At 42.7% G+C, this 26,343-nt stretch carries 23 protein-coding genes, 1 tRNA gene and 1 pseudogene; 17 read left to right on the plus strand and 8 right to left on the minus strand.

Annotation, left to right across the window (positions count from 1 at the left end; all coding sequences use genetic code 11):
- Nucleotides 1–1,399: form I ribulose bisphosphate carboxylase large subunit (locus tag QZV86_RS04425; protein ID WP_295624439.1), on the minus strand; the 1,399-nt coding region annotated here is incomplete at its 3' end.
- A 198-nt stretch (nucleotides 1,400–1,597) separates the two neighbouring features.
- Between QZV86_RS04425 and QZV86_RS04430 the strand changes: the two genes are divergently transcribed.
- From QZV86_RS04430 to QZV86_RS04450, 5 genes and pseudogenes are all read left to right on the plus strand, one after another.
- Nucleotides 1,598–2,515, plus strand: a complete 918-nt coding sequence (locus QZV86_RS04430; protein WP_295624441.1) for a LysR family transcriptional regulator — start codon at nucleotides 1,598–1,600, stop codon at nucleotides 2,513–2,515.
- Nucleotides 2,516–2,630: 115 nt separating this feature from the next.
- Nucleotides 2,631–3,287: a hypothetical protein gene (locus tag QZV86_RS04435; RefSeq protein ID WP_295624443.1), complete on the plus strand. Its 657-nt coding sequence runs from the start codon at nucleotides 2,631–2,633 to the stop codon at nucleotides 3,285–3,287.
- A gap of 37 nt (nucleotides 3,288–3,324) precedes the next feature.
- Nucleotides 3,325–3,549 (plus strand): hypothetical protein, encoded by a 225-nt coding sequence (locus QZV86_RS04440; protein ID WP_295624445.1) that lies wholly within the window; start codon nucleotides 3,325–3,327, stop codon nucleotides 3,547–3,549.
- Nucleotides 3,550–3,804 carry a hypothetical protein gene (locus QZV86_RS04445; protein ID WP_295624447.1) on the plus strand — a complete coding sequence of 85 codons (255 nt, stop codon included), beginning with the start codon at nucleotides 3,550–3,552 and terminating at the stop codon, nucleotides 3,802–3,804.
- A gap of 22 nt (nucleotides 3,805–3,826) precedes the next feature.
- A pseudogene (locus QZV86_RS04450) lies at nucleotides 3,827–4,009 on the plus strand (transposase); the annotation flags it as partial.
- Nucleotides 4,010–4,116: 107 nt separating this feature from the next.
- On the opposite strand, the gene QZV86_RS04455 reads toward QZV86_RS04450, so the two are convergent.
- The 4 genes from QZV86_RS04455 to QZV86_RS04470 all read right to left on the minus strand — a co-directional run bounded on the left by QZV86_RS04455 (nucleotide 4,117) and on the right by QZV86_RS04470 (nucleotide 9,370).
- The gene (locus QZV86_RS04455) at nucleotides 4,117–6,879 is read right to left on the minus strand and encodes a valine--tRNA ligase (protein ID WP_295624449.1); all 2,763 of its coding nucleotides are present in this window, start codon (nucleotides 6,877–6,879) and stop codon (nucleotides 4,117–4,119) included.
- Nucleotides 6,880–7,020: 141 nt separating this feature from the next.
- Entirely contained in the window at nucleotides 7,021–7,380 is a 360-nt protein-coding gene (locus QZV86_RS04460; protein ID WP_295624451.1) for a hypothetical protein, read from the minus strand.
- A 17-nt stretch (nucleotides 7,381–7,397) separates the two neighbouring features.
- On the minus strand, nucleotides 7,398–7,838 hold the full coding sequence (locus tag QZV86_RS04465) for a DNA polymerase III subunit chi (RefSeq protein WP_295624453.1): 441 nt from the start codon (nucleotides 7,836–7,838) through the stop codon (nucleotides 7,398–7,400).
- A 35-nt stretch (nucleotides 7,839–7,873) separates the two neighbouring features.
- Nucleotides 7,874–9,370, minus strand: coding sequence for a leucyl aminopeptidase (locus QZV86_RS04470; RefSeq protein WP_295624454.1), 1,497 nt, complete (start codon nucleotides 9,368–9,370; stop codon nucleotides 7,874–7,876).
- A gap of 353 nt (nucleotides 9,371–9,723) precedes the next feature.
- On the opposite strand from QZV86_RS04470, the gene QZV86_RS04475 reads away from it, so the two are divergent.
- Nucleotides 9,724–11,142 (plus strand): GGDEF domain-containing protein, encoded by a 1,419-nt coding sequence (locus QZV86_RS04475; protein ID WP_295624456.1) that lies wholly within the window; start codon nucleotides 9,724–9,726, stop codon nucleotides 11,140–11,142.
- 18 nt (nucleotides 11,143–11,160) lie between these two features.
- Entirely contained in the window at nucleotides 11,161–11,991 is an 831-nt protein-coding gene (serB, locus tag QZV86_RS04480; protein ID WP_295624458.1) for a phosphoserine phosphatase SerB, read from the plus strand.
- A gap of 30 nt (nucleotides 11,992–12,021) precedes the next feature.
- On the opposite strand, the gene QZV86_RS04485 is transcribed toward serB, so the two are convergent.
- On the minus strand, nucleotides 12,022–13,632 hold the full coding sequence (locus QZV86_RS04485) for an NAD-dependent malic enzyme (RefSeq protein ID WP_295624460.1): 1,611 nt from the start codon (nucleotides 13,630–13,632) through the stop codon (nucleotides 12,022–12,024).
- Nucleotides 13,633–14,049: 417 nt separating this feature from the next.
- Between QZV86_RS04485 and QZV86_RS04490 the strand changes: the two genes are divergently transcribed.
- Nucleotides 14,050–14,454, plus strand: coding sequence for a group III truncated hemoglobin (locus tag QZV86_RS04490; protein ID WP_295624462.1), 405 nt, complete (start codon nucleotides 14,050–14,052; stop codon nucleotides 14,452–14,454).
- A gap of 23 nt (nucleotides 14,455–14,477) precedes the next feature.
- Nucleotides 14,478–16,154 (plus strand): diguanylate cyclase, encoded by a 1,677-nt coding sequence (locus QZV86_RS04495; RefSeq protein WP_295624464.1) that lies wholly within the window; start codon nucleotides 14,478–14,480, stop codon nucleotides 16,152–16,154.
- A 4-nt stretch (nucleotides 16,155–16,158) separates the two neighbouring features.
- On the opposite strand, the gene QZV86_RS04500 is transcribed toward QZV86_RS04495, so the two are convergent.
- Nucleotides 16,159–17,025, minus strand: coding sequence for an SH3 domain-containing protein (locus QZV86_RS04500; protein ID WP_295624466.1), 867 nt, complete (start codon nucleotides 17,023–17,025; stop codon nucleotides 16,159–16,161).
- Between the two features lie 434 nt (nucleotides 17,026–17,459).
- Between QZV86_RS04500 and QZV86_RS04505 the strand changes: the two genes are divergently transcribed.
- The gene (locus QZV86_RS04505; protein WP_295624468.1) at nucleotides 17,460–17,930 is read left to right on the plus strand and encodes a hypothetical protein; all 471 of its coding nucleotides are present in this window, start codon (nucleotides 17,460–17,462) and stop codon (nucleotides 17,928–17,930) included.
- A 119-nt stretch (nucleotides 17,931–18,049) separates the two neighbouring features.
- On the opposite strand, the gene QZV86_RS04510 is transcribed toward QZV86_RS04505, so the two are convergent.
- A tRNA-Leu gene (locus tag QZV86_RS04510) sits at nucleotides 18,050–18,136 on the minus strand.
- A gap of 118 nt (nucleotides 18,137–18,254) precedes the next feature.
- Between QZV86_RS04510 and queA the strand changes: the two genes are divergently transcribed.
- The 7 genes from queA (at nucleotide 18,255) to QZV86_RS04545 (ending at nucleotide 26,303) form a co-directional block, all read left to right on the plus strand.
- Nucleotides 18,255–19,289, plus strand: a complete 1,035-nt coding sequence (queA, locus tag QZV86_RS04515) for a tRNA preQ1(34) S-adenosylmethionine ribosyltransferase-isomerase QueA (RefSeq protein ID WP_295624470.1) — start codon at nucleotides 18,255–18,257, stop codon at nucleotides 19,287–19,289.
- Complete coding sequence (tgt, locus tag QZV86_RS04520; RefSeq protein ID WP_295624472.1) at nucleotides 19,286–20,371, plus strand: tRNA guanosine(34) transglycosylase Tgt; 1,086 nt, start codon at nucleotides 19,286–19,288, stop codon at nucleotides 20,369–20,371. Before queA ends, tgt begins: the two co-directional genes overlap by 4 nt.
- Before the next feature lie 48 nt (nucleotides 20,372–20,419).
- Nucleotides 20,420–20,875, plus strand: coding sequence for a preprotein translocase subunit YajC (gene yajC, locus QZV86_RS04525; protein WP_295624474.1), 456 nt, complete (start codon nucleotides 20,420–20,422; stop codon nucleotides 20,873–20,875).
- A gap of 85 nt (nucleotides 20,876–20,960) precedes the next feature.
- The gene (secD, locus tag QZV86_RS04530; protein ID WP_295624476.1) at nucleotides 20,961–23,039 is read left to right on the plus strand and encodes a protein translocase subunit SecD; all 2,079 of its coding nucleotides are present in this window, start codon (nucleotides 20,961–20,963) and stop codon (nucleotides 23,037–23,039) included.
- Nucleotides 23,040–23,063: 24 nt separating this feature from the next.
- The gene (gene secF, locus QZV86_RS04535) at nucleotides 23,064–24,002 is read left to right on the plus strand and encodes a protein translocase subunit SecF (RefSeq protein ID WP_295624478.1); all 939 of its coding nucleotides are present in this window, start codon (nucleotides 23,064–23,066) and stop codon (nucleotides 24,000–24,002) included.
- 329 nt (nucleotides 24,003–24,331) lie between these two features.
- The gene (locus QZV86_RS04540; RefSeq protein WP_295624481.1) at nucleotides 24,332–24,772 is read left to right on the plus strand and encodes a hypothetical protein; all 441 of its coding nucleotides are present in this window, start codon (nucleotides 24,332–24,334) and stop codon (nucleotides 24,770–24,772) included.
- 163 nt (nucleotides 24,773–24,935) lie between these two features.
- Entirely contained in the window at nucleotides 24,936–26,303 is a 1,368-nt protein-coding gene (locus QZV86_RS04545) for a hypothetical protein (protein WP_295624482.1), read from the plus strand.
- The last annotated feature ends 40 nt before the right edge of the window (nucleotides 26,304–26,343 follow it).

Genomic DNA, 26,343 nt, shown 5'->3' on the forward strand with positions numbered 1-26,343 from the left:
TATCAACCGTATCAAACTCGAACTTGATTTCTTTCCATGTTTCCATGGCGATTTTCAGTTCAGGGCTGCTTTTGGCTGCTTTGGTCAGAATCGCTTTGCCTTCTTTCTCGATTTCAACGCCTTGGTTACGTGCTTCTACGCAGGCTTCTAATGCAACCCGGTTAGCAGCAGCACCCGCAGCGTTACCCCATGGATGACCCAAGGTGCCACCGCCAAACTGCAAGCAAGCATCGTCACCGAAGATCGCGACCAGCGCCGGCATATGCCAAACGTGAATGCCGCCTGAGGCAACCGGGAATACACCGGGCATCGAACCCCAGTCCTGATCGAAGAACAGGCCGCGACTGCGGTCTTCTTTGATGAATTTATCACGCATGGTATCGATCCAGCCGAGAGTTGCTGCGCGATCACCTTCAAGTTTGCCGACCACAGTGCCGGAATGCAGGTGATCACCGCCTGATAAACGCAGCACTTTGGTTAGAACGCGGAAATGGATGCCATGGTGTGGATTGCGATCAAGCACGGCGTGCATAGCACGGTGAATGTGCAACAGCATTCCGTTGTTGCGGCACCAGTTTGCTAGTCCCGTATTGGCTGTTAAACCACCCGTTAAGTAATCATGCATAATGATTGGCGCGCCTAATTCCTTAGCAAATTCTGCGCGTTTATACATTTCTTCTGGGGTTGGTGCGGTTACATTAAGATAGTGACCTTTGCGTTCTCCGGTTTCACGTTCGGCTTTCTGGCAAGCTTCCACCACGAATTGGAAACGATCGCGCCAGCGCATGAAAGGTTGGCTATTAATGTTTTCATCGTCCTTGGTCAGATCCAAGCCGCCGCGTAGGCATTCGTATACGGCACGGCCATAGTTCTTTGCTGACAGACCGAGTTTAGGTTTAATAGTACATCCTAACAGCGCGCGACCGTATTTATTAAAGCGATCGCGCTCCACTTGAATACCTGCAGGAGGTCCGCCACAGGTTTTGACATAAGCAATCGGGAAACGGACATCTTCCAGACGCAATGCACGCAGCGCTTTAAAGCCAAATACGTTACCTACCAACGAGGTCAACACGTTAACTACCGAGCCTTCCTCAAACAAATCGATTGGGTAAGCTACGAAAGCATAATAACAAGAGTCATCCCCAGGTACATCTTCAATCTTGTAGGCACGCCCTTTGTAGTAGTCCAAGTCGGTCAGTAGATCGGTCCATACCGTAGTCCAGGTGCCCGTAGAAGATTCTGCAGCTACTGCAGCAGCTACTTCTTCGCGAGGTACACCGGGTTGTGGCGTAATTTTAAAACATGCCAGAAGATCAGTGTCTAATGGGGTGTAATCAGGGGTCCAGTAAGTTTGTCGATATTCTTTTACACCTGCGTTATATGTTTTTACTGCCATAATTTTTCTCCAGTTAAATTCCACTCAACTCCAGTCAAAATATCGGACAGAAACGAGGGGAGATTGCGTTACAAACAACAAACATGACTACTTAAATCTATGAATGACACTATAGCGTTATATATCCATAAGAACAAATCAATAATATTGATGTGTACAATAAGGCATTGCTTATACTAAATCTTGGGGAAGCGATACATGCTACATCTTACATTACGTCAATTGCAAGTGTTTGAATCGGTTGCCCGGCATTTGAGTTATTCGCGTGCAGCTGATGAGCTCCACTTGACACAACCTGCTGTTTCCATGCAAATCAAACAGCTGGAGGGCAACATTGGTTTGCCGTTATTGGAGCAGTTGGGAAAACGAATTTATCTGACCGAAGCGGGACGTGAATTGTATCAATACAGCCGATCGATTGCCCAGCAGCTATCCGATATGGAAGTGGCTTTAGATGAATTAAAAGGTATGGAACGTGGCAAGCTGAATATTTCCGTCGTTACTACAGCGAATTATTTTGCGCCGCATTTATTAGCAAAATTTTGCCAACGTTACCAAGGTGTGACCGTGAGTTTAAATGTTTCCAATCGTGAAGCAGTTTTGAAACAACTGGCGGATAATTTGATTGATCTTGCAATTATGGGGCAGCCTCCCGAGAATCTGGATATTGATAGCGAATCTTTCATGGAGAATCCATTGGTTGTCGTAGCGCCGCCGGATCATCCATTGTGCATCGAGCGATTTATTCCCGTAGAACGATTGGCCGAAGAGACCTTTTTAGTGCGGGAATCTGGTTCTGGCACACGCAGTGCCATGGAGCGTTTTTTTGCTGCACACAAAATCACGATTAATAAAGGCATGGAAACAGATACGACTGAAGCTATCAAACAAGCTGTACAGGCAGGTATGGGGTTGGGTATCATGTCGCAGCATACTGCGGAACTGGAACTTGAAACGAACCGGTTGAAAATTTTGGATGTTCAGGGTTTTCCCATTGTGCGTTACTGGCATGTCGTGAATCGGAAAAATAAACGCTTATCCAGTACTGCAAATGCATTTAGAGAATTCTTGCTGAAAGAAGCAGAAAAGCTGATGTTGGTGTCGAAACGATCATAATACTTTGACTAATATAAAAATATCACGCATTCTTGCGTGTGCGAAGTGCCTAACTTTTAGTTAAGCATAATTCTTAATAAATAATCAACTTTAACTTGATAAAATTGCTATCAAAGTGCATAGATCGACTACAGTAATTGTTAGTTTATGGTGTAGTTTAAGCGCGTTGTTGATTCTATTGATTGATGTTAAAACATCATTGGGTATTGCTGGCGGCGTTCCCTATATTATTGTAGTATTAATTTCATTGAAATCACCGCACAAACACTTCACCATAGCAGTTGCAACATTCTGTACCATTTTAGTTTGGGTTGGATATCTAGGATCGCCGCCCAGTGGAGTTGAAATGTATATAGCTTATACCAATCGCTTTCTAAGTATCTTAGCAATCTGGGTCACAACCGTTTTAACATTATCGCAGCGCGATAGCGTTAACCAGTTGCATCAAGAACGACTAATACACTTACAGTCGCTTAGAGAAGCTGAAATTCAGCAAGAAAAATTAAAAATACTCAAAGCGACTATGCGAACAGTACAGGATATTACTGGTAATTTTCTGAACAATTTACATTTCTTTAAACTGGAGATTAATAGAAATAACACGTTGTCACCCGAGTCAATGAAAAAGCTTGATCAGGTGACCCAGGAAACAACACTGCGGCTAAATAAGTTAGCAGATTTGGATGAAATTCGTGAAAAAAAGATGGCAGGCGATATGGTGGGTATTGATTATGATCAGCCAACTAAAGATAAAAATACAACCGACGCGTGAATTAACTTATTGAAATAAATAAAGAGGACGAATAATAATGTCAGAGCAGGGATCGGGTGGAAACGTATTAGCTGCAGTATGCAGTTTTTTTATACCGGGGTTAGGGCAGCTGGTGCAGGGACGTTTGTTGCCAGCTTTTTTGTTTTTTGCTATTTGTGGTACAGGTTATTTTTTTGCGGTGCTGATTATTCCTGCAATCATCGGCGGAATTTTTCATCTTTGGTCAATTATTGACGCGGCCCGATTTGCTAGGTCTACGTAATTGCCAGCTCAAAATATTTTCTATGTAGCGGTAATATTTGGTGTCACCCGCCGCACCCGCAAAGGAAACTTTCGCAATCAAATCGATTACCTGATTGATTGGGAACCGATAGAAAAAGCAATCGCTGAATATTATGCTTCTACATTTGATGCCGCAGACCGTCCTGCCTATCCCGGGTTGCTGCTGTTAAAAATGTTGCTGTCAGGAATCTGGCACGGTGGATTCAGTGAATCGCCCCGGATTTTCTGGAGATAAAATGATTTGAGAGGAAGAAGAGATGAAGAATCAAATCAGTTATTCACCGGAAGTACAGGAACGAGCGGTAAGATTGGTATTTGAACGCCAAAAGGAGTATGAATCGCAATGGTCGGCGATCAAATCGATCGCATCAAAGATTGGCTGTACAGCGGAGACATTGCGCATATGGGTAAGACGAGCAGAGACTGATCAGGGAATCCGGGGCGATTCATTTTTGCTTGGCTGCGTATAACTGATCGCTGAATTTCTGAGTAGGCTCTACTTAATTGACGGCACATCTTTGTGGATTTTCGATTTTCTTGAGATGAGCTAATTCAGTTTTTCCAGCTGTAAAGTTAGGTGATCGAGTTTTTTGTTAAATGTAACCAGGCGGTCTTTTTCTTGTGCGACAACCTGCGCCGGGGCTTGTTTTACAAAGCTGGTGTTGGAAAGTTTAGTTTGTGCTTTGGATACTTCTGCCTGAATGCGGGTAATTTCCTTGGATAAGCGTTCGCGTTCCGCTTCCACATTTACCTCAATTTTCAGCATTAATTTGAAATCTCGGACAATCGCCACCGGAGCATCTGCAGCAGGTAATCCATCTGATTGAATCTCCATATCTGATAATTTGGCTAATGCAAGCAAGTAGGGCGAATACTTTGCCAATATTTGTGAATCACCGGCAGCCAGAAGCGGCACCTTGAGTGCGGGTGATAGTTGCATTTCACCGCGCAGATTACGGCAGGCATTGATTATTTCTTTGAGTAACAGAATCTCTTCAATGGATTGTTGATTGATTTTTGTTGTATCAGCAATTGGATATGGCTGGCACATAATGCTTGCACCTTCTTTTCCTGCCAGTGGTGCGACTTTCTGCCATAGTTCCTCGGTAATGAATGGAATGATAGGATGTGCCAGCCGCAGCATGGTTTCCAATACACGCACTAGCGTTCTGCGTGTTGTTCGTTGAATCGAATCCTGTGGGTTGTTTAGTTGTACTTTGGCCAGCTCAACATACCAGTCACAGTACTCGTCCCAAACCAGCTCGTAGATTTCGCGTGCTGAAAGATCAAAGCGATACTGGGTAAATGCCAGTTCAATTGCTTGTTCAGCTTGTTGTAATCGACTGATGATCCATTGATCGGCTGCAGAATAAGTGAGTGGTAATGTTTTGTCCAATCCCGTATCTTTGTCTTCACAATTCATGAGCACAAAGCGTGTTGCATTCCAGAGTTTGTTGCAGAAATTCCGGTATCCTTCACAACGTTGCAGATCGAATTTAATATCCCGACCGTGCGAAGCCAGGCTGGCAAATGTGAAACGCAAGGCATCGGTTCCAAAAGCCGAAATACCCTGAGGGAAATCTTTGCGGGTATTTTTTTCAATCGATTCGGCTTCTTTCGGTTTCATCAGTCCGGTGGTGCGCTTTGCGATCAAATCGGGTAGGGTAATGCCATCGATCAAATCCAGAGGATCCAGTACGTTACCTTTGGTTTTGCTCATTTTCTGACCTTCAGCATCGCGGATTAGACCCGTAATATAAACCTCCTTGAAAGGCACTTGGTTGGTGAAATGTAACGACATCATCACCATGCGTGCTACCCAGAAGAAAATGATGTCAAACCCCGTGATCAATACCGATGTCGGCAGAAATGTTTTCAGTTCTGGCGTTTCATCTGGCCAGCCCAAAGTAGAGAATGGCCAGAGTGCCGATGAAAACCAGGTATCCAGTACATCATCATCCTGTTTCAGATTGTTGTTGCCGGAAAGTTTCTGCGCTTCTTCCAGACTATGGGCCACGGTGACGTTGCCATCTTCGTCATACCATGCCGGGATACGGTGTCCCCACCATAATTGGCGTGAAATGCACCAATCCTGAATGTTCTCAAGCCATTGGTTGTAAACATGCGTCCAGTTGTCCGGCGTAAACTTAATTTCACCAGCGGCAACAACTTCTAATCCTCGCTTGGCCAAATTCTCCATTGCGACATACCATTGATCAGTCAGCATTGGCTCGATGATGGTATTGGTGCGATCGCCTCGTGGGACCATCAGTTTGTGAGGTTTGGTTTCAACCAGAAAACCTTGCGCATCCAGATCGACAATAATTTTTTTTCTGGCCTCAAAACGATCCATACCTTGATATTCGGTTGGAGCCATATCATTGATTTTTGCGTCCAAGGTGAAAATGTTGATCGGTACCAAATGATGTCGCTGCCCAACCAGATAATCATTAAAGTCGTGAGCTGGAGTAATTTTCACACAACCGGTGCCAAATTCAGAATCGACATAAGTGTCCGCAATAATTGGAATGGTGCGTTCACACAGCGGTAGTCTGAGGTGTCGCCCAATTAGATGTTGATAACGCGGATCCTCGGGATGCACGGCGACGGCTACATCACCCAGCATGGTTTCTGGGCGAGTAGTGGCGACAATTAAAGCGTTCGTTTGTTCTGTGCCAGAACCATCCGTTTGTTCCAATGGATAGCGAATGTGCCACAATGAGCCATTTTCTTCAGTTGCAACGACTTCCAGATCGGATACGGCAGTTTGCAAAACAGAATCCCAATTCACCAGCCGCTTGCCGCGATAAATCAGTCCTTCACGATATAAGCGAACAAATACTTCGGTGACAGCACGTGATAATGCGTCATCCATGGTAAAACGCTCGCGCGTCCAGTCACAAGAAGTACCCAGGCGTCGCATTTGCCGGGTGATGGTAGAACCAGATTCTTCTTTCCATTGCCATACCCGTTCTAAAAATGCTTCCCGGCCCATTTTGCGACGATCGAGGTTCTGCTGATCCAGTTGACGCTCAACTACAATCTGCGTAGCAATGCCGGCATGATCAGTGCCCGGTTGCCATAAAGTGTTGTACCCTCGCATGCGGTGATAGCGCGTTAGTGCATCCATCAAGGTGTGCTGGAACGCATGCCCCATGTGCAGTGTGCCGGTAACATTGGGAGGCGGCAGCATGATGCAATAGGCGGGGCGATCTTCAGTGGCAGTAGGTTTGAAATATCCGGCGGATTCCCATTTGGAATACCAAAGATTTTCAATATGCTTAGGGTCAAAACTTTTTTCGAGATTCATGAAATTTTAAGGGTGTGAATTCTGCTAAGAAAATAGCCATTATACTACTGGATGTCATATCCGAGCGCATGACAAGGGGCGCAGGTTATTCAGATGCAGGTCGACATATCTATTACTACAGTGGGGTAGTATTTGTAACGGTTATTTAACTTGATTGGTCAATCGAGCTTCCAAAGCGTTTGCTAGCGCCTTTTTGTTCAGAGTATCCATTTCGATATTAGCATCTTTTAACGCGGCTTCGAGTATTAGCTGGATCGGTGTTGGGCGTGCTGGCTGCAGTTGAATTACGGACGGATGAAGTACCACCACTTCGCTCAATAACGGTATTGTACCTGCATCCATGGAGGCTGTCTTGTCGGAATGCTGCGCGTTTGCAGAGAGCGTGACATTACTTATTGCGGGAGTAATTTTACCTTGACTCTGATATTTGTTGAGTAAGCTACGAAATTTCTCCAGTATTGCAGCATCATCAAAATCGATTGCAGGTTTATTTTCATCCATGATAGAAGAAGTGGCTGTTAATGTGGATCGAGCTGATCATTTAAATGGTGATGTTGTATCTCATAACCGGCATTCTTATAAAAACGGTAGCGTTCGCGTGCTGCTAGTTTGTCCTCATGAGAGGTGCCTGCGATTTCAATTAATCGCTTAAACTGATCCAATAAATTTGGAGGCTGATCATGCAGATTAATCAATACATCAAACAAAGAGCTTACTTGAATTTGATTACTTAAAATCACCGGTGTTGCGCCTACCAACTGATCATCGTCCAAGATATTGCAATGAGGAATAAAGCTGGTAGGTGAAAATGTCCATAGTAATTTATCCAACTGATCTAGCAATGTTGATCCGGGCGTGTAAATCAATACTCTCATATTTTTCTGTACTGCTTTGGCGCAAAGCCGACACGTTGTTTGTAGCTTATCGGTTGATCCCGAGTAAAAAAGAATATGTGTCATAAAAGTCAGTGTATTGAATTTAGACTGATAGAATTCTAGTTAGAGGCCTTGGATTGTGCAATCAAGAATTGTGTTAATAACGGCACTGGTCGACCGCTTGCTCCTTTATCTTTACCTGATTTCCAGGCTGTTCCTGCAATATCCAGATGCGCCCAACGGTATTTCTTGGTAAATCGGGATAGGAAGCAAGCAGCCGTGATGGTTCCTGCAGTTCTTCCTCCGATATTGGCGATATCTGCAAAATTGCTTTTTAGTAAATCCTGATATTCATCCCATAAAGGCAGTTGCCAAGCACGATCAGCCGCCTGTTCTCCAGCATCTAATAATTCTTGCGCAAGCTTGTCATCATTACTCATCAGGCCAGTGGTGAGATTGCCTAGTGCAATTACGCAAGCGCCTGTCAAGGTGGCGATATCAATCACTATTTTGGGGTTGTAGCGTTCGGCGTAGGTTAATGCATCGCATAAAATCAGGCGTCCCTCCGCATCGGTATTCAAAATTTCAATGGTCTGGCCGGACATGCTGGTTACTACGTCTCCAGGCTTTGTCGCGTTACCGCTGGGCATATTCTCGGTTGCTGGTATGATCACAACCAGATTGATCGGTAATTTCATTTCGGCAACTGCAAGTATCGTTCCCAACACGCTACCGGCTCCGCTCATGTCGAATTTCATTTCATCCATTTCAGCAGCAGGCTTGAGCGAGATACCACCGGTATCAAAAGTCACTCCTTTGCCAACTAAAACAATGGGGTGTTCTTTTTTACCCAATCCATAGTATTCCAGCACAATTAGCTTTGCTGGTTGTTCGCTACCGCGGGCAACAGAGAGAAGAGATCCCATACCTAACTTTTCCATATCTTTTTCATCTAATATGGATGCCTTGAGCTTATACGTTTTGGCAAGATCTTTGGCTTGCGTGGCAAGATAAGTAGGGGTGCAGATATTCGGAGCAAGATTGCCCAAATCTTTTGTAAGATTCATCCCATGAGCAATGGCTAAACTTTGTTGCATGGCCTGTTCACACGCAATGAGTTCTGCCTGAGTATCGATGCAAAATAGTATCTTGCGTAATTTGCTCTGATTGTTCTCAGGTTTACTTTTTAGCTGATCAAATCGGTAAATGCTACTGATTGTAGCAATGACGGTTTGGGAGATTTTCCAATCATTTGTCCGCGCTTTAATAGGAAAATCAGATAAAAACAGCATGACATCAGTCACCGCTGTTTTGTGCAAGGCATTTAACGTTGAATTGATCACCGCTAAGAATGTTTTTTCATTAAATTCCTGCTCTTTTCCTAACCCAATTAATAAAATTCTTTTAAACTGCGTCCCCGGGACATTATGAAGTAACAGGGAGGTATTTACTTTTCCGTTGATATCGCCCGACGCGAGTATGCTTTTAATATGCCCTTGTGTGGTTTTTTCCAATATTTTTACCGACTCAGTCATTTTTCTTGATTCGAAAATTCCAACTACAGCACAAGCGCCTCGTTGTTTCTCCAAGGTTCCAATTTTAATTCCAAAATCCACGTTTGACTCCTTTAGCAAGAATGTTCTTTCGAACAATTAATTAGTTTAGTATTTATCCAGTTGATTGTCTTATAACTGCTTTGTTCCAAATAATCAAAACAATTTCTACGATAATCTAATCACATACAATTTGGTTAAAAAAATGAGCCTCTGATTAGAGCCGATAAGGGTATGGTGAATATTTTCAGAAGTTATAGTAGATAAGATAATCCTTGTGGAAATAAGACAAGATGCTATGCTATGCTATGTATTATAATCAGTATGTTACTCAATAGTATATAAGTATTGTATGACAATAAGGGCGATAAGTGATTGACGATGTATTGAAAAGGAGATTAAATTTTTGTGCAACGTTGCCGAGTTTGCCCGCGGTTGCTGTTAAAATAATTGAACTGGCGAATGACCCTGATGCCGATATCGGAGCGGTTTGTCAATATATTTCAATGGATCCGGTGCTTGCTGCAAAATTACTTCGAACTGCTAATACCCCATTATATAAATCCCGCCGGACTGCGACAAATATTCGCCAAGCTGTCAGTATACTTGGTACGCATACCGTGCTTGTTATTGCCTTATCTTTTTCCTTAACGAATTCCCTAATAAAAAATCCTTTATCGAGCCAAGGTTCTGCTTTTGATAGCAATATTTTCTGGCGCAGGTCGATAGCTACAGCGCTAGCTAGTCGTGCACTTGGGGAAAAGCTTGAATTGAATTTTCTGGATGATTTATTTCTAGCAGGCTTAATTCAGGAAATTGGCATTCTTGCATTTTGGGTTATTATGCCGGAAGAATATGGACAGGTTTTTGCATCAACTACTGATCATGATACATTGCTTAAAAACGAGCGTGAGGCATTTGGTGCTGGACATGATGAATTAGGGTATGCTTTACTCAAAAAATGGCATATCCCTGATTACATAGCTTTATCGTGTATTAATAGCCACAGCCAGCCGGAACCAAAAAACTTTGGCCCAACCTTGCAGGCATGTTTGGTAGTTTCTCGCTATATGGCGGATTATTTTTTGTACCCTCATGATGCTGATAAAATAGCCGCCTTAAATCAAGAGGCACAAAACTGGCTTGGATTTGATACAAATGTACTCATTGATGTTATTAAAATCATGGAAGTCGGGTTGAGTGCTGTTGAGGATTTGTTTGAAATGACGTTGCATGATCCGTCAGAAGTCAATGGGATTTTAGCTGAAGCCAAAGAATTGTTGATGATCCATAGTCTATCTAGGATCAGGGATTTGGAAGATAAGTCACAGCGCGATGGATTGACAGGTGCTTATAATCGTACGTATTTTGACGATACATTACGGCGAGAATTTAATCTGGCAACACAATATAATTTGCCGTTGACGGTTGCAATCATTGATCTTGATCATTTTAAGCACGTCAATGATACTTATGGCCATATTGCGGGGGATTCACTTTTGGCCGCTGTAGTAAAAACAGTTTTTGACCAAATCCGCCAGGATGATACGTTGAGTCGCTATGGTGGTGAAGAATTTGCTTTGATTCTTCCGGGGACGCCGCTTTCTGCTGCAAGGAACCTGATTGCCCGCTTAAAAGATTCGATTGCCGCAATTTCGTACAAGTTTGATAGCAGCAGCATTATTCATATTACTGCCTCCATAGGAGTTGTTTCATATCATGAAAATGCCACGCATTTTCATGATGCAAAAGACTTAATTAAGGCTGCGGATTCAGCACTCTATGCGGCTAAACATGCGGGACGAAATCAAATTATAGAATGGAGTCCTAGCTAGACTAGACCTATACTACTTATGAATCTAATCATCCAAGGGCTGGAAGTTAATAACAGCGATTTACGGTCTGTTGCAAAACTATCTCATGCAGACGGAATTGAACGGATTACCGGTCAAGCCTTTCGTTTGACAAACGCGATACAGTTCAATGATATTCCTGAGTATTGTTCGCGCTCGGAATTGGATTGTGCGTTTATAACCCCTGAGCAAAAGCTTTCCGACATTAAATTAATTGTAATGGACATGGATTCCACGTTGCTGGCAATTGAATCCATAGATGAAATTGCGGATATGCAAAATATCAAACCTCAAGTTTCAGCCATAACACAGCAAACGATGAAAGGCGAAATAAGCTTTGAGGAAAGCCTGACACGCCGAACTTGGCTGTTGCGAGGTGTGCATCAAGATGCTTTGCAGAAAGTCTATGATGAACGTGTCAGACTTAGCTCCGGTGCCGAGAAAATGTTACAGCAGGCTAAACGATTTGGCATAAAGACAATGGTGCTTTCTGGAGGCTTCACATTTTTCACCGAACGGATTAAAGAAAAATTGGGGCTCGATTTTGCGGCTGCCAATATACTGGAGATTGAAAATAATAGATTGACCGGAAAAGTAGTGGGAGACATTATTGGCAGACAAGGAAAGGCGCAAGTATTAAAGCAGGTGCGTGATACACTTGGATTGAAGCGCGAACAGATCATTGCGATTGGAGATGGCGCAAATGATCTGGACATGATGTCCGAGTCTGGAATTAGTATTGCTTATCATGCCAAACCCATTGTCAAACAGCATGCGACGTATTCGATCAATTATGTGGGCTTGGATGGTGTTGTCAATTTATTCACCTGAACCGACAGATTCTTTAATGCGGTGGGTTATCTAGTAATTCGGTTCATATATCAATGACCTAATGTAGCTGCTAATATCCTCTGGAAAACTCAAACTGGTTAGTTTTTCTTGGATTGCTACTCGGCAGACAACGACAGCGATGGCGTGAGATACTTCACGCACTCGAGTCAGAGAGGGATAAACTGCGCCACTGTGGATTTCTTGTTCTGAAACAATGTTTGCCAGTACCTCTGCGGCTGCCAGAAACATACTTTGTGTTACTAGTCGCGCGGCACTGGCATAAATACCAAGGCCTATGCCTGGAAAGATATAAGCATTATTACCTTGCGCAGGCTTAAATAACTGACCCTTGAAAGTTACGGCGTCAAATGGGCTGCCGCTAGCAAAAATAACTTGTCCATTACTCCAATGATAGGCTTGCTCAGCCGTACATTCCGTATGCGAGGTTGGATTAGATAAGGCTATAATGACAGGACGCTCATTGGCTGTAGACATTTCACGCACAACGGCCTCAGTAAATGTTCCAGCTACCCCGGTAGCGCCAATCAGCACGTCCGGTTTGATTGTACTGATGGCATCAACAAAACTGCAAGCAGCATGATCGTGCGCAAAGGGTTGGATGCGTGGCTTAATATTTTTGTTGTGCGAGGTAACAAGCCCTTTTCTGTCGATAAACCAAAGTCTTTTCTGTGCTTGCGATTGACTTAATCCAGCGGCAAGAAATGCATTTATCACCAGTTCCGCAGTTCCGCTTGCTGCAGACCCGGTACCCAAGAACATGATATTCAGGTCGGTGAATTTTTTCTTGGTAATACGGCATGAGGTATAGATGCCCGCTAGGGTAACTGCGGCGGTTCCCTGTATATCGTCGTTAAAACAACGTACTTTCGGAGCATAGCGATCTAAAAATTCAAATGCATGAGGTGACGAGAAATCTTCAAACTGTATCAATGCATTTGGGTAACGCGATTGCACTGCTTTGACAAATTCATCCACTAATGAACGGTAGACATCATCGTTAATACGTGGGTAGGGATAACCTAGATAAAGTGGGTCTTCACGCAAAGGTATATTGTTGGTGCCTACGTCGAGCATGACTGGCATACATTGCGCTGGATGGATTCCGGCACATGCAACATACAGGGCGACTTTGCCGATGGAAATACCCATGCCATTGGCGCCTAAATCTCCCAAGCCTAAAATCCGTTCTCCATCGGTTACAACAATGACTCGAATATCTTCTTCAGGCCAGTTTTTTAGGATGGTGGCAATTTCACCACGGTCTTCAGGAGAAATATAGAATCCTTGTGCACTCCTATAAATATGCGCAAATTCTTTGCAAGCTTCTCCAACGGTCGGGGTATAGACTAATGGCATAATCTCTTCGATATGATTAATCATGGTGCGATAGAAAAGCTGCTGATTGCGCTCCAGCAAGGCGTTTAAAAATATATATTTTTCTATGGTGCTATTTTTGCGACGCAGGCTGCCGAGCACGCGCTCTATTTGCCTGTCAATGCTTGCAACATTGTAAGGGAGCAATCCTCGCAGGCCGTATAGTTCGCGTTCTGCATGTGTGAATCCAGTTGACTTGGTATGAGCTGGATTTGTAAGTAGTGTTCTTCCGCTTAAGTTTTTCATAGTAATTGGGATTTCTTAGAAGATTAGATGATCATACTACTATCTTGCTATTCTGGATAATTCTGAGTGATTTCAAGTTGGACAATCCAGGCAACGAGAGATAGACTTATTCGTTCCAGTAAGAAATATTTAAGAATTTTATTTTCAGTAATTTGGTAAATTTTTTTCGGATAAATCTAGTCGGATTTGAGTAATCGCAACAAGCTTGGTGAAATTGTGACAGCGTATTTTTGATGTTTCTTTTTGTATCGCGAGGTGATGCAAAAAGAAAATTCACATCAGTAGTATGAATTGATTTTCCACGACAATAGATTCGATTCAAGTTTAAAAGTCCTGTTGTAAAACTATCCTTAGTTAACTTTAATCAATAACCTTAATGAGGTAATCAATAAAATTATGAATCAAACGCATTTTCCCATGCCTAATCCCAGTTTATATACTGAAGAAGATGTAGCACAATTAGTGCATACTTTTTATGCGAAAGCCAGAAAAGATCCAGCGTTAGGTCCTATTTTTGAGGCGCATGTGATCGATTGGGAAGCGCATTTTGTACAAATGACTAATTTCTGGTCAGCGCAATTACGCGGAACTAGCAGATTTCGTGGAGCACCGATGCCCAAGCATATTGTGCTGCCAGAACTTACTGCCGAATTATTTGAACGCTGGCTTCAAATTTTTCGGCAAACGACTGAGGAGCTGGGTAATTCGAATTTACAGCAGCAAGCCAACGCAATCGCATCTTTTATCGCAGGTCGATTATGGCAGGGCTATCAAATCAGCAATTATCCGGATAAACAACCCGTAGCGCTTCGTACGATGTAACTTATGATCTATCAAGGCTGAATTTGAATATTAAAAGCAAAATTATTGTTTTCTCTATTTTAGCTACACTGATTCCTGCTGTGGGGTTGGGTGTATTTTCGTTTCAGCAAAATGAAACAATGATTAACGAGAATACTACGCGTGAATTGCGTGCACTGGCTAATTATGCTGGCCGGGAGTCGGATTTATGGGTTAAAGAACAAATTTTAATTGCGCGCGATCTTTCGACATCCATTTCAACTTCTAAGATTCTTATTGAGGAATTATCTTTAGGAAGTCAATCTCAGGAAAATACGTCTGTAGCACAGCAAGGAGCTCTGGAACTTTACTTAAAATCAGTGCATAGGCGATTAGAGGATGTACTGGAGTTGACGGTGGTTGATGTAGAGGGCGGAATAGTTGCGAGTAATGTAGCAATACCGTTTTCAGTAACATTGTCACAGGACTGGCCAGAAGATGCTTCTATTCAGGGGGATGTGGTAATTTCTCCAGAGTGGAATGAGAATTATGCAACTGCAATCTTAAGTGTCTCGGTGCCCATATTGTCGATCGATGACTATATCTTGGGAGCGCTAATTGTGACGTTTGATATGCGCAGCATTCAATCAAGTTTGAAAGATAAAGTTAAATCTCCTCCTGGCGAAGTTCTGCTGTTAGATAAAGCTGGAAATATAATACTGGCCAGCGATGCCAAGATTCTTAACACAAATGAGTCCAAGTTGTTTGATTCAGACATGATGAGTCGCTTGCAAGAGAAACCGGGAGAGTACGAGATTTTTCTTGGGCCACAGCAAGAAAAAGTGGTTGGTCTGGCATACGAGTCGGAGAAACCTTCTATCACGATAATTGCGCTCAGAAACTATCAATTTGTCTATTCGGCTTGGGAGCAGCAACGTGATTTGTTTGCTGGTCTGATCAGCATAATGATTCTTGTAGTAGCAGCTATTGCATTGCGTATGAGTCATGCCATTGTGACTCCTTTGCAAAAACTAATTAGCGCAACAGAGAAAATTGTAAAGGGTGATCTTGACGTCGAATTGGTTAATTCACAGCACGATGAAATAGGGCAGCTTACGCAGAGATTTAATCAGATGACTGATAAGTTGCGGCAGAATCAGGGCGAAATAAACGCTGCAAGTGATGCTATGCAGAAAAAAAATCAATTATTGGAAACGTTATCGGTTACCGATAGCCTTACGGGTCTTTATAACCGCAATAAACTAAATATGATCATTAGCGATCAGCTAGCTCGATATGAACGGAACAAACGGCCTTTTGCTGCACTGATGATCGATGTTGATTATTTTAAAAATTTAAACGATAACCTTGGACACATAGCTGGTGATGAGGTTATCGCTGCGATAGCGAAAAAGATCTCACAATCAATTCGCAATGTTGATTTCGCGGCTCGTTATGGGGGTGATGAATTTATTATTATTCTGACTGAAACCTCTGTAAATGAGGCGGTGAAAACTGCAGAGCGGATACGAGCGCAAGTGGCTAGTGTGCATTGTAGTTCGCTCAATAAAACGCTGAAAGTTACACTAAGTATCGGGATCATCCAAAGTGAACCAGAAGATTTGTCTTTGACGATGCTACTATCCCGTGTTGATAGTGCGTTGTACCAAGCAAAGCGTTCTGGGCGTAATCAGGTCCACTGCGCAACGCCTATGCCTGAGGTAAAGCAGCAACATAATTAATATACTATGGAGTGTTGTTTTCTCTTGCTTCAAGTCCTGTACTCAGAACCCACCCCTGATTCTGGTCAAGTTGAACTCGTAGCCATAAACCTAAGCTAGCGTTAGCTGACACCTTTGTGTCTTTTTTTAGCGTGCTGATTATTTTTGCATTAGCACTTGGAGCCGTGCGCATATTGACATTCGTTTTTGTGTGCAATTGTATCGGTGTATTAAATTCAAAGAAGGAATTATTTTCATCGGTTGATTTCTTGCGATTAGGATGGGTAATCAAGTCGATCAATTGCTTTGCCTGTGCAATGTAGTTCATGGCTGCAGCAAATTGATCCTGAGTAAAAAGAACTGAGGCTGTTTCAACAAGATGATATGCTTGTATCTGCAGGATTTGATCGGTTGCTGGAATTTGAGTTTGTTTGAGGCGATTTAGGATTATTTCAGTTTCTGCTAATGCGGAAGCAGTGCTTGGCTTAGTAGCTAATCGATGCAGCTTTACTTGCGATCGAGCCGCCTCTTGATTGACTTCTTGCAGTGTTTGCGCCTGGCTATCTTGCTTAATCTGCTGATTCTTGATTATTTGATCTTTTTCTGCAATTATTTTTTTTAAGCGATCAATTTCCTTTTCTGAGCTTTCATCCTGAGGTGTTGCCACTGGTACTGGTTTAATGTCTGGAATTGGAATTGGAATCGGCTCTTGGGATGCGCACCCGATCAAATTTAAGGCGAATAGACATAGAATAACTTGGGTTAATAATGAGCCGAAAAGCTTGGTTGGAAAAGATGATACCAATGAGAATAAAAGTTTTATATTTTTTATTTTCAATAATTTTGGATCGCCTAGCATGACATTCTTAGTGACATTTATTAAATGACTCATATTCATGTGTTTTAAGATTGAGCTGGTTTAATTGTAGTACCGATGCAAGAAATCTTTATTGCCCATTTATACTTCCGTAAATTAATTACAAATCTAAGAAATTAATAAAAAATAGAGCGCACTGAAGAATTATCTGATTTTACAGGTTTAAGAAGAAATGTCGACAATCGAATGTGCTTGAAACTGAGTTTTTATTGCTGCCAGCTTTTTGGTTTTCTCTATGTGGGAATATACAAGCCGTTCTAATTATTTAATGAAAATTGTTCCGTAAGTAATCTTTTTGCAAGCAAATACTCTTTGGTGGGCTCAATACAATAAAATATCAATAATCAATCCAGATCCCTGCGACGTTCTGAGCTAATGATGAATTCAGATTCACTGATCAGTTTTCTTTCCTAGCGGATCAAAATAAACTTTTATATCAGGAGCTTTTTATGAAATGGCTTTTCGGGATTATTGTTTTAATCTTGCTTGTAGTATCAGCACGCTTTAGAAAATTTGCAGGTTTTGTTGTTTTGATTTGTATTGTGGGAGGTGCTTTATTTTTGGGGTATCAAGAATATGAAAAAAATAAATCCAAAAGCAGAATTTCTGCTTCAGAAGTAACCTTGAAAAACATATCTTTTGAAACTAGAGACAATAATTATGAATTGACGGGACGCATCGTTAATAACTCAGAAAAATATACTTTGAGTGGTCTCCAGTTAAAAATTACTGTAAAAGATTGCACGAATAATGATGATACGCACTGCATCATTTTTGCAGAAAAAAAAGAATACATCTATCTTTCAATTCCTCCCGGGCAGGCTAGAGATTTTAAAAAAGATATTTATTTATACTCAAACCAGAGGATAGAGAATAAGTTAGTATGGGATTACTTGATTGAATATGCGGAGTCAGAATGAAAGAAGTTTGTAAATTTTCTAGTACTGCTAAACTTTAGCCGCTAACAGTAATATGGCGTTGTATGAAAAATAAAAGAAATGAAAGGTATATAGGAGAAACTTAGAAAGTTGCTTGGATTTGGTGCCGAGAGGGGGAATCGAACCCCCATGATGTCACCATCGCGGGATTTTGAGTCCCGTGCGTCTACCAATTCCGCCATCTCGGCCAAGCTATTTGACTGTTTTTGAGTGCTTGAATAAACAGAAGGCGCAATTATCACTGAAAACCTGGCGTACAGCAAGCAGCATGGGCGGAAAACCAATTGCGCCGGTATAATATATAGCATGAAGACTCAGGATTTTGATTTTTATCTGCCCCCCGAACTGATTGCACAATTTCCCGCTGAACAACGCAGTGGCAGTCGCCTACTCTATCTGGATAGTATCAAAAATCACTGGCAGGATGCCTTGTTTGTTCATCTTTCCGATTTTTTGCGGACGGAGGATGTTTTGGTTTTTAACGATACGCAAGTGATCAAAGCGCGCCTGCTGGGTAAAAAAGCCAGTGGCGGCAAAGTGGAAGTGATGGTGGAGCGCGTGTTAGATGATCGTCATGCTGTGGCAACAATACGCGCCAGTCATGCGCCGAAACTGGATTCGCAACTCATTCTGGCTGATGCGATACCATTAACCGTGATTGCACGTGAACAAGAGTTTTATACGCTGCGCTTTGAACATGAAAAAACCGTTGCAGAATTACTGAATTGCTATGGTCTGTTACCGCTACCCCCCTATATTGCCCGTCCCGCTACAATAACTGATGAGGCCCGATATCAAACGGTTTACGCCAAAAACTCCGGAGCTGTTGCGGCGCCAACTGCCGGTTTGCATTTCGATATCGATGTGCTGGCACAATTGCGAACTATTGGTGTCACTATTGCCTATGTTACTTTGCATGTGGGCGCAGGAACATTTCAGCCGGTGCGCGTTGAAAATATTGCCGATCACACGATGCACAGTGAAACTTATCACATTCCACAAACCACTGTTGAGGCAATCCAGCACGCAAAATTGTCAGGCGGGCGTATTCTCGCGGTTGGCACGACATCTCTGAGAGCACTGGAAGCCTGTGCCTCGCTTCATCAGGGTGGATTAGTTGCGGGATATGGCGATACGCGGATTTTTATCACGCCGGGATATCGCTTCCAAATAATTGATCGATTATTAACCAATTTTCACTTGCCATGCTCAACCTTACTTATGTTGATCTCGGCCTTTGCCGGCATGGAGAATATTCGCCAAGCCTATCAACATGCGATTAAAGAGCAATATCGTTTTTTTAGTTATGGAGATGCCATGCTGATTGAGAAAAACTCATGAAATTTCAACTGCATTCCACCGATAAAGCAGCCCGCCGGGGCACACTGACTTTGGCGCATGGTACAATCGAGACACCAGTTTTTATGCCCGTAGGGACTTATGGTGCTGTAAAAAGCATGTCGCCTGCGGCGTTGCAAGCAGTTCATGCGCAGATCATTCTAGGCAATACGTTTCATTTATGGTTGCGGCCCGGATTAGAGGTTATCGAGGCGCACCAGGGGTTACATAACTTTATCGATTGGCATGGTCCGATATTAACCGACTCAGGTGGATTCCAAGTGTATAGCCTGGGAGAGTTGCGCAAAATCACCGAACAGGGGGTCCATTTCAAATCACCGGTCAATGGCGATAGTTGTTTCTTGTCTCCGGAAGAGTCGATGCGAATCCAGCGCAGCTTAAATTCTGATATTGTAATGATTTTTGATGAATGCACACCGTATCCAGCCGATGAGATCGCTACTAAACTATCGATGGAGTTGAGTCTGCGCTGGGCGGAACGTTCCAAACAAGCACACGATGAAAATCCAAATGCATTGTTTGGCATCGTGCAAGGGGGCATGTATGAGCATTTGCGCGAGCATTCGCTTGCCGGTTTGAACCAAATCGGTTTTGACGGTTACGCCATCGGTGGCTTATCCGTCGGCGAGCCCAAAGCGGATATGCAGCGTATTTTAAAACACACTACACCGCTGCTGTCAGCTGATAAACCACGCTATTTGATGGGTGTCGGAACGCCTGCTGATATTGTTTATGCAGTGGCACAAGGTATCGACATGTTCGATTGCGTGCTGCCAACCCGCAACGCCCGCAATGGCTGGCTGTATACGCGTAATGGGATCATCAAATTGCGTAACAGCCGTTATCGCTTGGATACATTACCTCCCGATGAACATTGTGACTGCTATACCTGCCAGAATTTTAGTCGCGCCTATCTGCATCATCTGCAGCGTATCAATGAAATGCTCGGCGCACACTTGAATACTGTTCATAACCTATTTTATTATCAGCAACTTATGTCAGAAATTCGTGATGCGATTGAAAATCAGCGATTTGAGGAATATGTACAAGAATTTCTGGCATAAGCGGTCATCATGCTAATATGTGCCCTTTTCTAATAAAGGGAGAATATGATGCTGATTAATGATGCATTTGCACAGGCTGCTTCTTCGACAGCCCAAAGTGATGCCGGCTGGGCCACTTTATTACCGATGTTCGGTATACTCGTCTTATTTTATTTTCTACTCATTCGTCCGCAAGCCAAGCGAGCTAAAGAGCATAAGCTGATGGTGGAAGAGTTGCAAAGAGGCGACGAGGTTATTACAAATGGTGGTATTTTGGGGCAAATACTCAATGTCAGCGAAGCGTATGTCATTATCGAAATTGCCCCAGCTATGGAGGTCACTGTACTTAAATCCTCGGTGCAAACTTTATTACCCAAAGGAACACTGAAGAGTATTGAGCCTAAAAGTAAAACACCTAAAACAAAAATAAAATCAGCGGTGTCAGAAAGTAATAAAGCTGAAGCTGCTGACGAATCTACAGAAGCCATTACCGCTGAAGCCGATAAAAATATCGAAAAGAAATAATTACGTTTTACAAGGGAGGAATTAGTCATTTAACCCCCTACCTTTGTTTATTTTTTACCCATTACTTGATACTTAACTGATACCCATGAACCGCTACGGACTTTGGCAGTACCTCATTATTGCGGTTTCACTGCTACTCGGCTTGCTTTACACTTTGCCGAATTTTTACGGCGAATCTCCAGCAATACAGATTTCTCCTTTACGGATTTCTACAAGCTCTGATACCGCATTGTTGCAACGAGTTGAAGAAACATTGAAACAAGCCGACCTTGGAATGAGTGGAATTTTACTTGAGGAAGGCAGTATTAAGGTTCGCTTTGCCGATACCGATTTGCAGATGAAAGCGAAAGACCTACTTGAATCTGTGCTGGGCAACGAATATATCATTGCTTTGAATCTGCTTCCCAATTCTCCGCAATGGCTGACAAACCTTGGTGCTTTACCCATGTATCTTGGATTAGATCTGCGTGGCGGGGTACATTTCATGCTTGCGGTTGACATGGAGGGGGCACTTGAGAAATCACTCGATCGTTATAGCATCGATATTCGCAGTACATTACGCGAAAAAAAGATTTCGTACACCGGACTTGAGAAGCAAGCTAAGAAACTAATCATAAAGTTTCGCGATGTTGAATCACGTTCAAAAGCAGAAGCAGAATTAAAATCAAATTTTGCGGATTTCGCATTAAGTACAGAGGAAGCTGATAATCGCTATCATCTGATAGCTGAAATCAAGCCTGAAGTTCAAATACGCATGCAGGATTCGGCTGTGATGCAAAACATCACAACATTGCGCAATCGTGTCAATGAGTTAGGTGTTGCTGAACCTATCATACAAAAGGCTGGTGCAGATCGCGTGATTGTTCAATTGCCGGGTGTGCAAGATACCGCCAAAGCAAAAGATATTTTGGGGCGAACAGCTACGCTGGAAGTGCGTATGGTCGACGATGAGCATGACCTTGATGCGGCTTTGCGTGGCAGAATTCCAGCTGGAACAGAGCTGCACCAAGAGCGTGGCGGAAGTCCGATTCTCGTTAAAAAACAGGTTCTGCTCACGGGTGAACGCATTACTGATGCACAACCAGGATTTGATAAGGATAATCAACCGGCAGTCCACGTCAGCCTGGATAACAATGGATCGCGTATTTTTAAACAATTAACGCGTGAGAATGTTGGTAGAAGAATGGCGATTCTGCTGATTGAAAAAAACACAGCCGAAGTAGTTACCGCACCGGTTATTCGTGAGGAAATCGGTGGCGGACGTGTGCAGATCAGTGGACGCATGACCAGCTTGGAAGCGCGGGATGTCGCGTTATTATTACGTGCGGGTGCATTGGCGGCACCTATGGATATTATCGAGGAACGCACTGTTGGCCCCAGCCTGGGTGCGGACAATATTACCCGAGGTTTTAATTCAACCCTTTATGGATTTATCGCTGTTGCCATTTTTATAGTGGCCTATTACACAGCATTTGGCGTTATTTCTGTTATTGCGCTTGCATTCAACTTGTTGCTGCTGGTTGGTTTGCTATCCATCATGCAAGCAACATTGACATTGCCTGGAATGGCGGCACTGGCTCTCACAGTAGGCATGGCAATCGACGCTAATGTACTTATTAATGAGCGTATTAGGGATGAGTTACGTGCGGGCGCTTCCCCGCAACTCGCCATTCACGCAGGATATGAACGCGCATTTGGCACCATTCTGGATTCCAACATTACCACCTTGATTGCGGGCATTGCCTTATTTGCGTTCGGTTCGGGACCGGTTAAGGGTTTCGCGGTAGTGCTATGCCTGGGTATTATGACATCCGTGTTTACGGCAATTTTTGTGTCAAGGGGTATGGTTAATTTTATGTACGGCAATCTTCGTAAGCTCGACAATATTCCCATCGGAATAACCTGGATACCGGAACCTAGTTTAGTTATTGGCAAATCCGACTCCCTCTCCGAGAATGAGATTACTGAAACTACAGTTAATACAGAACCTAAACGCATTGAACAGACTAAAGAGAGCAGTATAAAGCCGTATATTGACAGTCAATCATCAGCCATAAACGAAGATAAAAGCGTAGCAGAAGATTCGGCGAAAGCCAGAGCGATATCTAAAAATAAAGCTAAAAGTAAACGTAAATCAGCTGACACTAAAAAAACTAAACAGTAATAACCCGCATTAAGGAATACCATTATGGAATTATTTAGATTTGAGCGTGACATTCCCTTCATGAAATGGAGGCGAGCGGGGGCAATCGCTTCAATCGTAACGTTTATTCTTGCAATCTTTTTTATCTCGACAAAAGGGCTCAACCTGGGAGTGGATTTTACAGGTGGAACAGTGCTTGAAGTTGGTTATACCCAACCAGCGGATTTAGAAAAAATACGCGGTGTATTGATTGGTCTTGAGATGCCGGATGCGAGCGTGCAAAACTTTGGTACCTCGCGAGAAGTTTTAATACGATTGCCCATTAAGCCAGAGTTTTCCAGTGCCCAATTATCGGAAATTGTTTTAGATGCACTGCGAGAAGCTGATTCTTCAGTTGAAATGAGACGGGTAGAATTTGTGGGCCCGCAGGTAGGGCAGGAATTATTGGAAAATGGCGCTCTTGCCCTGTTATTCGTTTCATTAGGCATCGTGGCATACTTGGCGATACGATTTGAATGGAAGTTTGGCATAGCCGGTATTATTGCTAATTTGCATGATGTGATTATCATTCTCGGCTTTTTTTCCTTTTTTCAATGGGAATTTTCATTGACTGTCCTCGCTGCGGTTTTGGCAATATTGGGCTATTCAGTGAACGAATCGGTGGTCATTTTTGACCGTATCCGAGAAAATTTCCGTAAGCTTCGCAAATCTTCAGTGACACAAGTAATTGATAGTGCGATCACGCAAACCATGTCGCGTACAATCATCACGCATGGCAGTACACAAATGGTTGTAATCGCAATGCTCTTATTTGGCGGTGAAGTGCTTTATTATTTCTCGTTAGCTCTGACAATCGGCATACTGTTTGGAATTTATTCTTCAATTATGGTAGGCAGTTCTATCATCGTACTTCTTGGAGTTAAGCGCGAGGATCTGGTCAAGCTAGAGAAGAAGCCATTAGAAAATGACGGAGCAGTCGTATAAGAGAGGTTTTTGGCTTGTTGCCTCTGATAAACTTGCAATTGACTGATAGTATGCTTAAATATTACATCATATCTGTTCATGATTGATTTCTACTCAATTCGATCTTAGTCTTTTTGATTAGAAAAATTGATAGGAAATGTGAAATATAAGGTCACAGACTGCGGTTCCAATCAATAGGCGCTGCAAGCTCATATTTACTCGATTTTTTATTGCATAATCTCACTATTCCCCGCAAAATTACAACCATCTGCACACGTTATTCTGCATGACTCGCTACATTTGCTTGAGTCGGACAGGCGGCTGTTAACAACCAAGAGAGAAAATAAAATATGTCCATAACGAATAATACCGCACCGGAAAAGAAAAATATTTGGCCCAAACTGATTACATTTTCATTGATATTGCTGGTGATCTTCATTGCAGTGAGCTTACTGCCACGAAGTTTTTCTCAAGATCTTTCGGCCATAGGCCAGGGGACTAACGTGGTTGTATTGGTGCATGATGGGAATATACTTCAAAGCACCGACACTATGGTTGCCATGAATGCAGTAAGAGATGATTTCGAAGAGCGTGTTGCATTTATTGTGGCTGATATCAATACGCCAGAAGGCAAGCGGTTTGCAGATAGCCATGGATTCGGCCAGGCAGCCTTGGCATTTTTTGCAGCGAATGGAGATCGATTGCAAGTATTATATTCAGAGCAAACGGGTGAATCTTTGAGGCAGCATTTGAATACAGTCTTCAATATTAACCTAATTTCATCAGATTAATTGATGGTTTGTAAATAAAATTCATACGAAGATCATAAAAGTATTACAAAATGCCATCATAAGAATTCTTGTGCGAGAATTGCGCCACTTGTTTTTTGTATTTGCATTTTCGATAGGCTAATCAGCCAATTTGGGTAGTCCATATTAGGAGACGGGCAGCATCATGTTAAAAGGCAATCACAACACTCAATTGAAAATTAACAATACCAGTGTGAAATCATTTGTCGTTTTTGATCAGCTTAGTTTCTATACCGATAACAATAAAACGACAAACCCTGTATGGATGCATCTTTTTCTGATGGCTCTACTCACGAGTGTTTTTGTTTTATTCGTATCAGATGCACATTCGATGGCGGGTGTAACTGCGCCCATTAAAAAAATGCTCAAAGTGCAAACGAATGAAAACAGATGGATCAGCTTAGGTGCAGGGTACCGTGGCTCAGGTGTATGGGTGGAAAATCCAAATTCTGGTAATTTGAGAGATGGAGCCTACAGCAACGACAATGCGCGTCTTTATCTCAATGGACAGTTTAATGAGCATTTCAAATTCGAGGTCAATACAGAATGTTTTTTCTGTAACAATACGGCTTCGGGTGAAAATCCAAGAATGTCGTATAACATTCTCGACGCGATAGCCAAATTTGAATACAACCGCTATTTTAATATTTGGGGAGGCCGTATGTTGGCACCCACAGAGCGGGGGGAATTGAGTGGCCCTTTCTTTCAGGCTACCCATGATGCATTCAAAACCCCATTTTTTTCTCAAGATTTTAGTGTCAAATTTGGCGATGGTGGCGCAGGTCGTTATGGTCGTGACGACGGTGTAACGTTTTGGGGTAATCTAGAGCCTGGTATTATTCCCGGTACACTTGGCTATGCAATGGGGGTTTTTCGTGGTTTGGAATCCTCGAAAACTGCGGGTCCGAATCCGGGTGGCACTATACTGACAGCTGCGCGCGTTACCTATAATTTTATGAATCCGGAAAAAAATCCAGGCTACTACACTTCCAGTACGTATTATGGTAAAGCTGGTGATATTTTAGCATTGGCGTTTGGTATGTCATACCAAAAGAACGGCGCCGGATCGTTTGCAAATCGTAGTGACTTCCTCGGTTTTACAGGGGATTTACTATTTGAAAAGGTATTACCTAAAAATATGGGTGTTACTACTGTAAATGCTGAATACAAACAATTTTATGCAAATTATTCGACGGCTGCATTTTCTGATCGTGATTGTTTCTGCATGTTCGATGGCAAATCGTGGACAGTAACAGGTCTTTATATGTTTCCAACTAAAATTGGCATCGGACACTTTCAGCCTTACGGCAGATTTACCAGCATTCAACCTAATCAGAGCAGTAATAGAGAAGAAATTGAAGCGGGTCTAAATTACATCATTGACGGCTTTAATGCACGTATATCTGCGTATTATCAGCATGGAGATCTGCTGAGGAAAGGATTAAATTACGCACCCGGAGTCTCAGGTCCAACGCAGGATGTTTTTAAAATCTCTTTTCAGCTACAGATTTAGTGACTATCTACAACCATTTCTCATAAACCCTGAAAGAACT

The sequence above is a fragment of the uncultured Nitrosomonas sp. genome, assembly GCF_902826915.1.
Taxonomy (GTDB): Bacteria; Pseudomonadota; Gammaproteobacteria; order Burkholderiales; family Nitrosomonadaceae; genus Nitrosomonas.

Coding starts and splice junctions, on each gene's coding strand:
- QZV86_RS04490 (WP_295624462.1), top strand. CDS start 14,050: ATGCCTAATCCCAGTTTATATACTGAAGAAGATGTAGCACAATTAGTG.
- QZV86_RS04455 (WP_295624449.1), bottom strand. CDS start 6,879: ATGAATCTCGAAAAAAGTTTTGACCCTAAGCATATTGAAAATCTTTGG.
- QZV86_RS04485 (WP_295624460.1), bottom strand. CDS start 13,632: ATGAAAAACTTAAGCGGAAGAACACTACTTACAAATCCAGCTCATACC.
- yajC (WP_295624474.1), top strand. CDS start 20,420: ATGCTGATTAATGATGCATTTGCACAGGCTGCTTCTTCGACAGCCCAA.
- QZV86_RS04465 (WP_295624453.1), bottom strand. CDS start 7,838: ATGACACATATTCTTTTTTACTCGGGATCAACCGATAAGCTACAAACA.
- QZV86_RS04500 (WP_295624466.1), bottom strand. CDS start 17,025: ATGAGTCATTTAATAAATGTCACTAAGAATGTCATGCTAGGCGATCCA.
- secF (WP_295624478.1), top strand. CDS start 23,064: ATGGAATTATTTAGATTTGAGCGTGACATTCCCTTCATGAAATGGAGG.
- QZV86_RS04430 (WP_295624441.1), top strand. CDS start 1,598: ATGCTACATCTTACATTACGTCAATTGCAAGTGTTTGAATCGGTTGCC.
- tgt (WP_295624472.1), top strand. CDS start 19,286: ATGAAATTTCAACTGCATTCCACCGATAAAGCAGCCCGCCGGGGCACA.
- queA (WP_295624470.1), top strand. CDS start 18,255: ATGAAGACTCAGGATTTTGATTTTTATCTGCCCCCCGAACTGATTGCA.
- QZV86_RS04540 (WP_295624481.1), top strand. CDS start 24,332: ATGTCCATAACGAATAATACCGCACCGGAAAAGAAAAATATTTGGCCC.
- QZV86_RS04460 (WP_295624451.1), bottom strand. CDS start 7,380: ATGGATGAAAATAAACCTGCAATCGATTTTGATGATGCTGCAATACTG.
- QZV86_RS04545 (WP_295624482.1), top strand. CDS start 24,936: ATGTTAAAAGGCAATCACAACACTCAATTGAAAATTAACAATACCAGT.
- serB (WP_295624458.1), top strand. CDS start 11,161: ATGAATCTAATCATCCAAGGGCTGGAAGTTAATAACAGCGATTTACGG.
- QZV86_RS04440 (WP_295624445.1), top strand. CDS start 3,325: ATGTCAGAGCAGGGATCGGGTGGAAACGTATTAGCTGCAGTATGCAGT.
- QZV86_RS04505 (WP_295624468.1), top strand. CDS start 17,460: ATGAAATGGCTTTTCGGGATTATTGTTTTAATCTTGCTTGTAGTATCA.
- secD (WP_295624476.1), top strand. CDS start 20,961: ATGAACCGCTACGGACTTTGGCAGTACCTCATTATTGCGGTTTCACTG.